This window comes from Paenibacillus sp. P4_E11, from assembly GCF_056401635.1.
The window spans coordinates 1-13,476 of record NZ_JBFUIX010000074.1 but is presented as its reverse complement, the minus strand read 5'-3'; the positions used below and the strand labels follow the sequence as shown (position 1 = coordinate 13,476).

Here is a 13,476-nt window from a genome sequence, read left to right as displayed (position 1 = left end):
CTTGCTGATCTAGTGGGTCGAATTTATACTTGGCCATCTAGCGGACTCCTCTCTTCACCTGTACTAAGGCTTGCTTCAGCTGCTGCATATCCGAATACCRAAGCTTTGGCTGATAGGCTAGACATTTCAGGACGATCGCGTCCAATGTAGGAGGCAGACTCGCCACCTTCGAGCTTGGAGGATGGAAGAAACTCCACTTAGGCTCCTCGTAATGCTTGCTATAGTCGACTCCCCACTTGGGCGCAACTCCCGTCAACATCTCGTATAGAACAATTCCGAAAGCAAACATGTCGATATGGTCCAACCCAATGACCCCCAGCCGCTGGTGCTGCTCAGGCGCCTGATACACAAGCGTGCCTTGTCCATTCATCGGTTTCATCACGGAAAGGTTGAAGTCGATTAAGTACACCTGACTTTTTCTCACGATTATGTTGTGGGGCTTAACGTCCCGGTGCTGAATCTTACATTTATGTACGTCGGCTAATACTTCGCATAGCTTGATCGCATAGTCCAACCCCGTTGACAAGGGAAGGGGGTACTTAAGCTGCTCCGCTAGCGTGATCCCGCCTTCAATTAACTGCATAATGAGCGAATACGTCTCCGAAGGCTCGTCATAATGGGTCATGTAGAGCGCCGGGACATGCGTCGTGACTGTGGATAGCTTGTGAAGCACCCTCGCTTCCTGCTCGGCTACCCTAAGGTTTTGCCGCGACACCTTGATCCTCTTAATGCCCACCTTACGCTGTTCCGTCGTGTCGAACGCTTCCAAGAAAGTGCTCGACTCCCCCTCGTATTGCGTCTGCAGGATTTGATACACATGTTGTTTCGTGAACGATAGATTGTTCATCTTGCACACTCCCTCTGGATCCCTTCCAGCGCTTCCAGGCTGCTTGGCCTTTCATGGGGGACCGGACTTAACATGCGTGCAACCATATAGCAGAACGCCTTCGATAATCCGAAGCGCTTCAGCATCTCCGGCTTGAAGACGGCCGTAACATTCAGATCGAACAGGAACAAGACCATTACCCCGAGCGAGTAAATATCTACGGATGGCCAGTGGGATCGTTGCATGTCCATGGTGATTTCAGGCGCCTTGAACGCATCTTCCCGTGCCAGCACTTTCTCGAACATCGTCTCGCCAAGCGGATGCTCCAGCTTGGAATATTCGAAGTTGCTGATCTTGGGAATGAGTCCCCCATTCTTCCCCGGCACAAGGTATACACTGGAGGGGAGCAGGAATCGATGCACGATCGGGTCTTCGTTCGAATGCAGCTCCCATATACCGTGCGCAATGCCTGCAAGTAACTCCAGTCTGTCCTTCTTCACAAGCCCCTTGGTATTGTATTGGGCTAACGTTCCAGCTATCTCACTGCCCAGCTCATAGCAGGAGAAGAACAAGTCGTTATCCGCTTGCACCTCGAGATTGGGCGTATATCGAACGATATTTTGCGGGATGGTGTCACTGTCCCACCGACGTTCAAGCGCATAGAGGTCCCGAAGCGTGAACCCCAGCTCCTCGGTAATCGAACCCCGCCCGAACTCCTTAACTACGCTATAAGAACGACGGCCCGTCTTCATATTCAGGCTCTCGCACAAATATTTGCGCTGACACGCCTCCCCTTCAATCGGAAGCAATTGAATGGGCTGCCGACCATAGATCGGAATCCAGTCCGGGTTGAAAGCTCCTACATTCGCACTTAGTTCGTATTCCGATCGAATATAAGCTTGCAGCGCCTCGTGGAAATACGCCAAGTGTGTAATCAAGGTCGCAGTGTTGATTGCCCCGACGACTTCGGACGGCTCCTGCGTCGATTGATAGTTAGTATGAACACTTTGGTTCCCAAGCCACCGCACCTTATGCAGGTTGCCTGGATGAGGCTCTTTCAACAAGCCGGCTGCACTGACCCGATTGATCATCTCGAACGTAACCGAGGCCTTGAAGCCCTTGGCATGGCAGATCCACTGCAGGGTATACTCCAGAGCTACCCGGAGCTTGGCTCCAGCCAATTCGGGATACGTCTTCGCCAAGGATTCGGCCTGAGCGCATTTTTCGTACAAGATGGGTTCGATGGACTGGATGAAAGTAAAATTTCTGGACATGGCTGTTCCACCTCCTGCACAACATGAATCTGGATGTCAGATCGATTGGTTGTTCTCAAGTAAATTTCTATATTCTTCATACTTCTTCTCATACAGTTGATGCACGCTCTTGGCCTTACTGGAAGTGGCTCGAATAGAAGGGGGCAGCAACGTTGTATGATATATTGACGAGTTATGACTGCTGTCCTTAATTTTACGCATACCAATGTATTCAGCTAATTTCTCGCCATCCGACGTGATCGCATCGGCGACCAGCTCCGAGATGATGATATCATTGTCCGCTAATTGCAGCAGTCTATCGAAGAACGCTTCATACAGCATCTTGAAGGCGATGGTTCCTTTATAATTCGGAGACACCGCAATCGAGCACAAGTACACTTTGTAGATATCCGGCAATTCGTACGTTCGAATGTCAGATGGTGCAATGTCGATATCGTAAACTTCACCGCCCTTGATCGCTTCGAAGGCTTCATCCTCTAACGGCATCGCATTGATATAACCTACGACTCTATTAATATTGCGATCGATAATAAGCGTATATATATCCGGATTCCGGTCTAACCAGGCCAGACAAGTGCTCAGCACTCCTCTGAATTCCGAGGAATACACACTCGTATCGATCTCTGCCGCCTGGGATATCAACTCAGGTGTAATCTCGCGTCCACTTATTACTTTGAAGGGGAATATATCCAATACCTTGGGCATCACCTTCGCCACATACCAACCGACAACCGTATTCAGGGCGTGTACGCATATGATGGCTTCGACTTCTGTGAGCTCCGAGATTTCTTGTTCCTCTGCCCCTTCACCGGATTCACCATGAGCAGCTAGATTGCCGAATTCCCGCAAAATTTGAAAGTGCTTCTCGATGAGGACAGGTACACATTTCTGACGCCTTAGCTCTTCAATGATCGTCTTCAACGGCTTCGTACCCGCCTTGATCTGGAACGATTCTGCAGCACTGCGCAGCATGTAATCAGAAGCTTTGCGCGCGCCTAATATAGCAATCTCGTAATCCTCTTCCACGATCCGTTTGTTGAATTTCTGAAGCTCCTTATATAGAGCCTGTATCGTGCTATTCTGACAGCGCTCTAACGCGGACAGGTGTTCATCGTAGACGGTTGTTGTATTCACGGTTTGCCTCCTTCAGCGGTCATATGTGTCTATGCAGTGCCTCGTTGAAAAAGGCCGCGTCTACACATTCCACAGCCCAGCTGGAAATCCCTTCAATTCACATAAGAAAAACCGTCCGGGAGATCACCGGACGGTCCTTGGTCGTTGCGTTCAGTTAGCGCGTGGGGAGGGTATGGGAGGAGATTCCGACCGTTGTTGAAATCGATTCCTTTGATTGAAATGTTGTCGTGGTTAGGAATCGGTTTCAAAGGTGGACGCTTCGCTTCTCCACTCTCCTGCTCACTCCCTTTTTGTCCTGCTTTCCTTCAAGGAGTTCCCTTTGTCCGTACGCTCCGCGTCCGGTTTTTCCGAGTCCAAGATGATTCCACGTAATCACAGGACATCCAATAATCAGATTCAATAATTTTTTTTGAAATTAACATACAGGCTGATTGTCGATTTTATCGACGAGTTAACTTATCCAACCTACCGTTTCTGACTCCCTCCCAGCCAGGCCATATCAGTTGAAAAAGGATAAACCTCAAAAACTTATAAATTCTTATTCAAGAAAGGCACATGGAGAGGTTGTCCTCGCCATGTGCCTTTTTTATTTATTCCCATACACCAGCCTACCTGGCCGACAACGAAGCCCACGTGTGTTCAAGCCACTTTTCGAAATCAGCGCCCTTATCACCTTCATAGACATCATATACATCAAGTCTCGTTCGTTTTAACTTCTCTTTAAACTCTTCGAAGGAATGGTCGGCCGGCAAGCTTTTCTTCATTCTTACCAAGATTTTAGTAAAGCCCTTAATCAAGTCGCCTTTCTTTCTTGGGGGTAACTGAACATCTTCTCCGAATTGTTTGAGCACACGGAAGGCAGCCTCTTGAACGACATAGACGGCATCGTTGTTCATTCTATGTGTGAGGAGATCGATGGTCATCTTGTGCTTCCATTGACCTAATTGTTCAACAGCCTCTAGGCGTTCTCTCCAATTGGACGTGCGATTCACAGCTTGTTTTAATTGTTCATAATTGTCAGGCAATTCATGATTTACTTCAATTGTACCCAAATGATCCCATCCTATTCTAATTTTATTGATTACTGATCTATTACTTGCCCGTTCTGCTTCCTCTTCTGAACCACTCGGACTTGGGCTTCTTCGGCGGGTTCGCCTTGGATTGGGCTGGCTTGGCGGGCTGCTTGGCGGCTGCCTTCGAGGCGACTGCTACCTTCTCAGGTGGAGTCACGCCCAACATTGGGTAAGGATGGTCCTTCACTTCCGGAATCGTCTTCTTGATCAACTTCTCAATATCCTTGAGATACGGAATTTCCTCCACCTCGCAAAAGGAAATCGCTGTCCCGCTCAGCCCAGCTCGACCGGTGCGGCCAATCCGGTGCACGTACGTTTCCGGAATGTTGGGGAGGTTGAAGTTGATCACGTGGGACAGCTCCTCAATATCAATCCCCCTGGCGGCAATATCCGTCGCGACCAGCACGCGCGTGGCCCCGCTCTTGAAATTGTTCAGTGCCAGCTGGCGGGCATTCTGAGATTTGTTCCCATGAATCGCTTGAGCCGATACGTTCACCTTCGCGAGTGCACGCACAACACGATCTGCGCCATGCTTCGTACGGGTAAATACCAAGGCGGAAGCAATGGATCGGTCTTGCAAGAGGTGATGCAACAAATTCTGCTTGTTATCCTTATCCACTCGATACACCGATTGCTTGATCCGATCCACTGTCGAGGACACAGGCGTGATCTCTACTTTTACCGGATTCACGAGCAGCGTCTTGACCAAGGTGGCTATTTCTGACGGCATCGTGGCCGAGAAGAACAGCGTTTGTCTCTTGCTAGGCATCTTGGATATGATTCTCTTCACATCGTTAATGAAGCCCATATCGAGCATTCTGTCCGCTTCATCCAGCACTAAGATCTGAACATGCTGCAAGTCGATCAGCTTCTGATTCATTAGATCCATCAATCTGCCTGGCGTGGCAATCAATATATCCGTACCTTGCGTTAGTGCCCGCTCTTGGGCTTTCTGCGAAACACCGCCCACTATGGCCGAACATCGTATCGAAGTGTACTGACTATACGCATGAATGTTGTCCGATATCTGGATAGCCAATTCTCTTGTCGGGGTTAGGATCAAGGAGCGAATATGGCGTTTCGCTTGGGGCCTGATCGGCTGTTCACTCAGCAGTTGAATAATCGGGACAGCGAATGCGGCCGTCTTCCCTGTTCCAGTCTGCGCGCAGCCAAGTAGGTCTCGTCCAGCTAACACGGCTGGAATCGCCTGTTCCTGTATCGGCGTCGGCGCCGTATAGTTTTCTTTGCTTAGTGCTTTTAGAATCGCGGGTATAATATTCAGGTCATTAAATGTCATGTTGGTCTCCTTCATGGTTAACTTCTAGTAGCGTCTCCACAAATCCGCTCCTTTACGTCATAACACATAAGGATACCACATTTGCGTGTAGAAAACGAAGTAAGATGTTATGGGTTAGCTTATACAGCGATGGTTCAACATCCATTGATTTGCATAATCTACTGCTTCCTTCATATCAAACACCCTACATCCAGCGTTACCTACTTTCCCTCGGTTAATCCCACCATGTATGTCCATCTGCTCACCGTAATCGGCATTTTCGATTGATCGACAATTTCTTTTTCGCTCATGTTGCGATTGCCCCTTCTATACTCTTCTTCCTCTAGCATAGGCTTTTATCCCGTGGACGGCAATGGGACATCAATCGTAAGCTCGCATCCGAACGGAGCGCCATCCACGGTCTCGGACGACCGGATGTTCACTTCCCCATCCAACAGTTTCACCCGCTCCATCATAGAAGTGAGCCCGAAGCCAGGGGCGGCAGTACCGAACGGCTCCCCATCGCTGACAAGCCGGAATTGCAGCATGTTCCCGGCAGACTGCAGCGAGAAGCGGAATCGGCTGCAATTCCCATGGCGAATTCCATTGGTTAGCCCCTCCTGAAGCGCATGATATAGCACCTGTTCCATCAGCTTGCCCAGCCCCGGTGGAACCTCAATGACGGCATCTACCTGGATCTCCATCGTATCTTCTGTATATTGGATCAGTTCCTGCATAGAGGCCTCCAGTGAGAGCGTCTGCTCCTCCGATTTGAGCATTCGCACGGCCTTGCGGATATCATCCAACCCTTTGCGGACAAGCCCGTTCAACAAGTCCAGCTTGTCGACAGGAACTGCGCCTTCACGGACGGCTAACTTCTTCGTGGCCTCCAACTGGACGATCGCTGCCGTTAACGTATGGCCGACGACATCGTGCATCTCATAGGCGATTCTGTTCCGCTCTTCCAGCACGGATATCTCCGCCAGTGACTCCGCCTTCTCGCGCATCGTCACCGACAGSATCGTGTTCGCTTGCTTCAGCTCCCCGGTGCGTGTCTCGACCAGTTGCTCGAGATTGCGGTGAAACTGCTCCAGCTCCTGATTCTTCATAAGAAGTTCCCGAGCGTTCCACTCCGATTCCAGATGCACCCGACGCACCCTGTTGACGATAACCATGACCATGCAAATCATGAACAGAAGCAGACCGTTTGGCAGCAAGCTTTCAATAATCCGATACACATACCGATGTGTGTTCAATAATTGGTTCATGGCACCAGGGAACATAAACGCTGTCATCCCTGCAAGGGTGCTGAGGGCGAGAATCCAGTAACCCCTTATCAGCCACTGTCGTTCATAGCGGCGTTCGTACAGTTGCGGATAACGGAGCAGTGCGTACGTAAAGACGACAAAGCCGGCGGCTGTAACCAGAACGATACCTACCATAGTCTGCTTCCAATAGAGCGACGGGTACCAGATCGCAGCGCCGATCACTCCGAGCAGGTAGAGCAGCGACAATGAACGGGTAATCCGGACCGTACGTTCGCGGGAAGCGCCAAGCACCGTCCCATAAAATCCGATAAAAGCGCTCATCGCAAGCGGGGTCAGTATATCCCTCCAATAATACAAGCTTTCCATATGTGCGAACCATTGCAGCGACCGGCAAGAGAACAGCAAGTTCAATCCCATCGACAGACTCATCAGCCCGAACCATCCATACAGGGACTCCTTGCGCCGGATCAATAACGCCAGTCCGACCAGACCTACTGTTACATATAGAATCGAGCAGATGATGAAGGTCATCTCGCCCTGAAGTAACGCATACAGAATCTGATCCGGTTCGCCAGCCAGTATCATGTCATTGCCGATGAAGGGATGCCCCTCCCATTCCGCGCGGATGCTTAGTCGTTTCCCTTCGTCCTGAGGGTCGACCCGGATAGGATGCATGCTATTCGTATGCCTGAGATGGTTCCGTTGTCCATCCATGTTGAACGTGTAGAGCAGTTCGCTATCGATGGAGACTTCGAACCGATTCATGCCAGACACGAACAAATACGGATTCCGCCATTCCAGCTGCGGGATTGGACRCTGCAGCCACACCGTGCCATGGTAGCCCGACAGACTGGCCTTGGCCGCCTCATCGAAGGGAACCCAATCCTTGTCTAGAGGAGGCTCTGGTCCGAAGGCAACCTCCCAATATTTAACGAACACTGAGAACGGCTCACGTTGTTTATCCGYGAAATTGGGTCGTTCCACCAATAGCGCTGGCAGGAACAGTGATAGCACGACTATGCAGGTCAATATCCACAGCCATAGAGAGAGACGGCTAGTTCTCATTGAGGTAAAAGCTCCTTCTTACAGCCAGGGAGGCTGCTTATTGTGCACTGCTCTCAGCCTATCACAATCGGATATAGAGAAGTATCGAAATGCGAAGATAATGACAGGAATGACAATAAAATGACAACTTCGGTGGTCGATTCGCGGTCTTCTCACCGGTACACCGATTCATAATAACTTATGGTTAGCGATCGGTTGGTGTCTTGTTATCCTCCTCGCTGCCCTGATCTGGTGTGTTCAGGCGTTTCGCAGGAAAGCCGGCCACCGGTAATGTATGGCTCTAATAAAAACGTCCGGAAGATCGCAAGATCACCGGACGGTCCTTGGTGGTTGAGTTTCGTTTGGCCTTAACCTTAATCTTTATAAGGATCGAATTCATCTGCTCCCGCCATACAGACTCCAATCGGCCGCAGAACATGCATAACCTCAATCGTTTCTGCATGCGCATCCAGTACTTCTTGAAGCTTCCGGTAAACGAACGGACTCTCATCCGTACCTGCCCCGCGAAGCTCGACACCAAATTCACGAACAGCATCCATCATTTGTGTCGTGGAGATTTGTCCGCCGCTTCGAGAACGGGTCTTCCAGTTCATCTTGCCTGCCGCTTGAGTCCGGCTCATGATTCGTCCTGCTCCATGTACGGTACTGTAATAAGCTTCACGGTTTTCCACCGTATCCTTACCTCGTACAATAACAGACATGTCCCCCATACTGCCGCCGATAAAACCGACTTGGCCAGGTGCAGACGGGGTTGCTCCCTTGCGTACCACCACGACTTCTTTGCCGTTATGCGTCTCTTTCCAGKCATAGTTATGATGATTGTGCACGGCGAAGTCGGCTTCCGTTCCCAGAATCGACAGTACTTCTTGAATCACATAATCTCGTCCGGCATAGGCGTAACGCCCGGCAAGCTTCATAGCGCGGTAATACATATCGCCCAGTTCGTTGCTCAAATCCAACAATACAGGAGGTTGATCCATCTTCTCGCCGGGGGCATTCGCCAGAAATTCTCTACCCGCAGTCAGGTTCAGGAACCCACTGGCCGTCTTATGCCCGAAGCCTCGACTTCCGAAGTGATTACCTATCCACACTCGGCCAGTACCCACTTCTTCGAACAAGTCGACAAAATGGTTCCCGCTGCCGACAGTCCCGAGCTGATCGCGGGCTAACGCTTTCAGCTTATCGTGCTCCTGCTTGCCTACTGTCTTGTAGACGGTCCAGTCCGGGTCGTCAAACAAATCATGGTCGACCTTTTCGTTATTCACACGACCTACGCCGAAGGAGATTTTCCGTGCTATTTCGTTCATGATGGTTGCTAGCCTCGGTTTCACATCCTCCACATATAAGTTAGTCCGTACAGCCTTATTCCCGCATCCAATATCGTACCCCACCCCGGATGGAGAGATCTGCCCGTCGTATACAACAACACCACCGATCGGTTGGCTGTACCCTTTATGATGATCAGCCATTAGTAACGTTTGGACGACATTGCCGGTCACCGCGCACATGTGGGCTTGAGTGAGTGCACCTTCGTCGGGTTTCCCCCATACAAGTACACCGTCTATATTTTGATAAGCCATACGATTCAACTCCTGTACTAAATTCAAATTCCCCATACTTCCTTGAGTGCCGATCGGAACAATTCGTCGAGTTGATGATCCTGACTACCCTCAGCAGTACGCATACGTGATGCCATCTGTTCGTAGTAGGCCATTCGCTCTTCTAAAAATTCGTTGATCGGGTTGATCCGTGGTTCATAATCCATTTCGTCACCGGCAATCTTACGGACCAGCAAATCTTGAATAACCGCCTTTAGCTCGCTACCTTCTGGTACTAAACCGTCAACAAGCAAGTGAAACTCGATTGGTGGCATCGTGTTGAACCTCTCGATCCACTCGCATGCCAAGATCGGACGGAGCACATAGAAATATTTTTTGATCTTGACTTGCTCGCCCTGCAGATACTCCCGGTAGTTCCCCTTCGCCATATGCAGATAGTGATGCATACAAGATTTGGGCGAGAACGTTAACGGAGAGATCCCACGGATTTGCTCAGCAATGGAATAGTTCTCCCTATAAACGATCGGAGACTGCAGCCACTCCAGCAGCGGCGGGTTCGATTTACGAAACAGATTCAAGGCTTTCTTCAAATCCCAGCCATTAATGTCCAGCATGTTGCTGATCGGCCGTTCGATCACATCCCGCTTTTCGAAAATCGACAAATACCATTCCAACGGCCTGATATATAGGAATCTTACATCGTAATCGCTGTCCTTAGAAGGGAAGCCCCACGCCCGACTGCCCGATTCGCAAGCATACAATATCCTCACTTCTTCTTCCTGTTCGATTCGCTGCAACTCTTCTAAGATTTGGTGTTGTACATCGGACATGTGGTTGTTCCTCCCCTAGTAATACGTATCGTGCTTCTGCAACCTATTTTCACTCATTAAGGCGCTAACGAACATGGCATAAGTATTACGACCGTAGAGAAAGTTTGCCATTCCGCCCCATTCCATCCCCTGTTACAATGAAAGAAGCATTAGGGAACGAGGGATTGTGATGGCCAAAGAGAGCTTTGATAAAGAGATTCAATTTCTACGCATGCTCGTGCTGACGAGCGGTGCCTACAACAGACAGCAGTTCGCGGATCGATTGGGAATTTCCGTCCATACCTTCGATAAGACGATCAAGCGGCTTAAAGAAATCGTGAATACGATGCACCAACAACTCCCGGAGGACCAGGGAAAGGAATTCGCAGAGACGATCCGCTTCAGCTATTACGAATCTACCGATCCGATGCTGCTGTTCCTGTTTCGCGCCAAGTCTCTGAAAGAATCCGAATCCCAAAGGATCTCACTGCTGCTAGCCGCCTTGAACGAACAAGCTCTGACTACGATGGAGCTGATGGACATCTGTTGCAGCAGCCTGACTTCCGATTCTCCCCTCCCTGACGAGAAGACCATTCGTTCAGACATCAAGTATCTGGAGGAGGTTGGTGTGATCCAGAAGGCGCCGGGCACCCGCCCTTATCGGTATCGTATTCAGAATGATCTGATCCGGCAATTGTCCGATGAGGAGCTATATGACTTGTTTGATTTTGTGGATGTGATGGCGAACACGCAAGTGCCTTCTGTTCAAGGTTACTTGCTGCGCGATGGACTTAAGAAACATTTTCTACGCAAACATGTTGAGAAGCATGCCATAGAGCCTTTCTTATACAAGTACCACTACTACTCACGAATATTGGATGAAGCGCATTTGTTCACGCTCCTGCATGCCATCCGGAGCCGCCGTAAAGTACGATTCCTGTATTTCTCACCAAAGTCCGAAAAGAGCTATTCCTCCAAAAACACCAATCCGTTATTCGAGCGAGAGACGGAAGGCAAGGGAGAGAAAGTGATTCCGCTCAAGATCGTCTATGATCACCAGTACGGACGATGGTACCTGCTCACCAATAGCAGAGAGGGAATCCGGAAATATCGGATGGAAGGGATCACTCAGATCGAAGTAGATGCACTCGTGGCCGAGGATTTGTTCGCACAGAAAGCTAATGAGCTTGAGGAGAAAGTCAGGTATAGCTGGCTGATTGACACCGGCCGACCGGTGACCGTGCGTGCCCGATTCTACAATCCAGAGAGGTCTGAGCCCAATTTTGTGAAGGAACGCGTTCTGTTGCAAGGACAGTGGGGGCAAATCGTGTTGGAAGACGAGCATTCTTTTACATATGAGATCACGGTTAATGGGACTACCGAGATTAAACCGTGGTTGCGGAGCTTCGGGTCTAGCTGTGAAATACTCGAGCCTATTCCGTTCCGCCAGGAAATGATTGCTGAATGGAAGGAGATTCAATCCTACTATGAGTTTATTTGAGAAAATATTCAACTACCAGATCATCTCCCGTCTTGAGGATTCCGGTACGTTCATGGTAACCTCGCACGAAAGGGCGTGGCTGAAAACCATGTTAGCGCATCCCGCCGCAGCTGAGGCCTTTACTGCAGATACGCTGGACAAACTGCATTCCATCCTCGAGTTGGATACAACGATGGATATCACGGATCACCTGATCGAGAAAGCCCGCAGTATGGAACGCCAAGTCTACCACCCACACCTGCGTGCTTTACGCCGGCTCATCATGAGTAAAAGCGGGATCCGATTAACCTATATCCTCAAGAATGGCAACATCAATTCCGCTCAATCCGGAGTTCCTTATAAATTGGAATACTCTATGGTCAAGAGAGAATGGTACCTGCTCTGGTACAATCTCCGACATCGTACGTTCATGAGTACCAGGCTACAGAACATCGTATCCTTCTCGTCAGAGTCCATCCAACTATCAGATGTAGATCGCATCCTTGCGAAAATCACCCAGACACTCGAGTCGCGTAAAACCGAAGTTGATCTTGAAGTCGTCCGTGATTATAACAGGGAGTTGTCCCGGATTCTGTACGCTTTCTCCAGTTTCGAAAAAGACGTCAAGTATAATACGGAGAATGATAGTTATAGAGTCACGATATGTCTACTTGAGGATGAGTATGAGTATCTGCTCTCCAAGATCCGTTTTCTCGGGAAGCGGGTTCGGGTCGTGGAGGGTGATTATTTGAAAAGACGGATGTTGGAATCGTCGACGAAGGCTCTGGAACGTTACGGCGTAATCCCAGCTGATGGGGGGCTATCCTTGTGATTCAAACAACTCTCTCTACTATTAAAGGGGATATTACGAAAGTTACGGCTGATATCATCGTGAATGCCGCAAATACAAGTTTACTTGGTGGCGGAGGAGTTGATGGTGCTATCCATAAAGCCGGGGGCAAAAAGGTCCTCGATGAGTGCATAAAGATCAGAGAACGACAAGGAGGCTGCGCTGTAGGCGAAGCCGTCATTACAACAGCAGGCAACCTGCCTGCTGCTTATGTCATTCACACCGTGGGTCCCGTATGGAATGGGGGAACCAACAACGAGATAGAAAAGCTTAGTAGATGCTACATGAGTTCCTTGTCACTCGCCTTGGAGTATAAGGCCACTAGCATTGCTTTTCCGAATATCAGCACAGGTATTTACCGGTTTCCCAAACTACTCGCAGCCCAAATAGCCCATGAGACAGTTACATCTTACTTGAATTCGATTCCCTCCGAGCAGCATAGGATCGATCAGATCTACTTTGTTTGTTTTGACGATGAGAATTTCAATATCTATCGTACTATAAATACAACTGGGCCGTAATGGCCGGATCAAACGGGGCAATTAACCGATCAGCTACCTTCTGCATCGATTGGTTCGCTTCCTTGATTTGAATCGTTGTGTACGGCACACCCCAGAACTGCGCAGCGATTCCTAGTAACCTTATAATTCCATGCCGCTATATCCCATGGCACGGTATCCTTTTATTCTTTTCTTATACATGCTCATGAGAAGTTGTACTTGGATATCGACATAATCATAAATCTGTACATCTTGCTTATTTGCATGTGAGCGGTGCAACCTTCCTGCATATTGCTGCAAGCTTCCCTTCCATGATATAGGGTGAACTAGAAACAGTGTATCTAGTCGGGCATCGTCGAATC

At 49.5% G+C, this 13,476-nt stretch carries 12 protein-coding genes; 3 read left to right on the top strand and 9 right to left on the bottom strand.

All coding sequences use genetic code 11. The features are described 5' to 3' along the window. Positions 1–37 precede the first annotated feature (37 nt). From AC1DWB_RS23650 to AC1DWB_RS23615, 8 genes are all read right to left on the bottom strand, one after another. On the bottom strand, positions 38–847 hold the full coding sequence (locus AC1DWB_RS23650) for a serine/threonine protein kinase (protein WP_477543554.1): 810 nt from the start codon (positions 845–847) through the stop codon (positions 38–40). After that, positions 844–2,100, bottom strand: a complete 1,257-nt coding sequence (locus AC1DWB_RS23645) for a DUF4145 domain-containing protein (protein WP_477543553.1) — start codon at positions 2,098–2,100, stop codon at positions 844–846. Before AC1DWB_RS23645 ends, AC1DWB_RS23650 begins: the two co-directional genes overlap by 4 nt. 36 nt (positions 2,101–2,136) lie before the next feature. Continuing rightward, positions 2,137–3,234, bottom strand: coding sequence for a DUF4145 domain-containing protein (locus tag AC1DWB_RS23640; protein ID WP_477543552.1), 1,098 nt, complete (start codon positions 3,232–3,234; stop codon positions 2,137–2,139). A 608-nt stretch (positions 3,235–3,842) separates the two neighbouring features. Continuing rightward, positions 3,843–4,286 carry a HEAT repeat domain-containing protein gene (locus AC1DWB_RS23635; protein WP_477543551.1) on the bottom strand — a complete coding sequence of 148 codons (444 nt, stop codon included), beginning with the start codon at positions 4,284–4,286 and terminating at the stop codon, positions 3,843–3,845. 40 nt (positions 4,287–4,326) lie between these two features. Continuing rightward, a complete protein-coding gene (locus tag AC1DWB_RS23630; RefSeq protein ID WP_477543550.1) occupies positions 4,327–5,604 on the bottom strand; it encodes a DEAD/DEAH box helicase in 1,278 nt (425 codons plus the stop codon). 335 nt (positions 5,605–5,939) lie between these two features. Next, positions 5,940–7,916 carry a sensor histidine kinase gene (locus tag AC1DWB_RS23625; RefSeq protein WP_477543549.1) on the bottom strand — a complete coding sequence of 659 codons (1,977 nt, stop codon included), beginning with the start codon at positions 7,914–7,916 and terminating at the stop codon, positions 5,940–5,942. 353 nt (positions 7,917–8,269) lie between these two features. After that, positions 8,270–9,496 carry an RtcB family protein gene (locus tag AC1DWB_RS23620; protein ID WP_477543548.1) on the bottom strand — a complete coding sequence of 409 codons (1,227 nt, stop codon included), beginning with the start codon at positions 9,494–9,496 and terminating at the stop codon, positions 8,270–8,272. A 23-nt stretch (positions 9,497–9,519) separates the two neighbouring features. Further along, complete coding sequence (locus tag AC1DWB_RS23615; RefSeq protein ID WP_477543547.1) at positions 9,520–10,305, bottom strand: nucleotidyltransferase domain-containing protein; 786 nt, start codon at positions 10,303–10,305, stop codon at positions 9,520–9,522. 169 nt (positions 10,306–10,474) lie between these two features. Here AC1DWB_RS23615 and AC1DWB_RS23610 point away from each other — a divergent pair, with 169 nt between their 5' ends. The 3 genes from AC1DWB_RS23610 to AC1DWB_RS23600 are packed head-to-tail and all read left to right on the top strand — an operon-like array spanning position 10,475 to position 13,135. Beyond that, positions 10,475–11,785, top strand: a complete 1,311-nt coding sequence (locus AC1DWB_RS23610; RefSeq protein WP_477543546.1) for a helix-turn-helix transcriptional regulator — start codon at positions 10,475–10,477, stop codon at positions 11,783–11,785. Continuing rightward, positions 11,772–12,596, top strand: a complete 825-nt coding sequence (locus tag AC1DWB_RS23605) for a WYL domain-containing protein (protein ID WP_477543545.1) — start codon at positions 11,772–11,774, stop codon at positions 12,594–12,596. The genes AC1DWB_RS23610 and AC1DWB_RS23605 overlap by 14 nt, the downstream gene beginning before the upstream one ends. Then, entirely contained in the window at positions 12,596–13,135 is a 540-nt protein-coding gene (locus AC1DWB_RS23600; RefSeq protein ID WP_477543566.1) for an O-acetyl-ADP-ribose deacetylase, read from the top strand. The genes AC1DWB_RS23605 and AC1DWB_RS23600 overlap by 1 nt, the downstream gene beginning before the upstream one ends. A gap of 120 nt (positions 13,136–13,255) precedes the next feature. Here AC1DWB_RS23600 and AC1DWB_RS23595 read toward each other — a convergent pair. Next, positions 13,256–13,476, bottom strand: a 221-nt coding sequence (locus tag AC1DWB_RS23595) for a hypothetical protein (RefSeq protein ID WP_477543544.1), incomplete at its 5' end; no start/stop codon positions are given.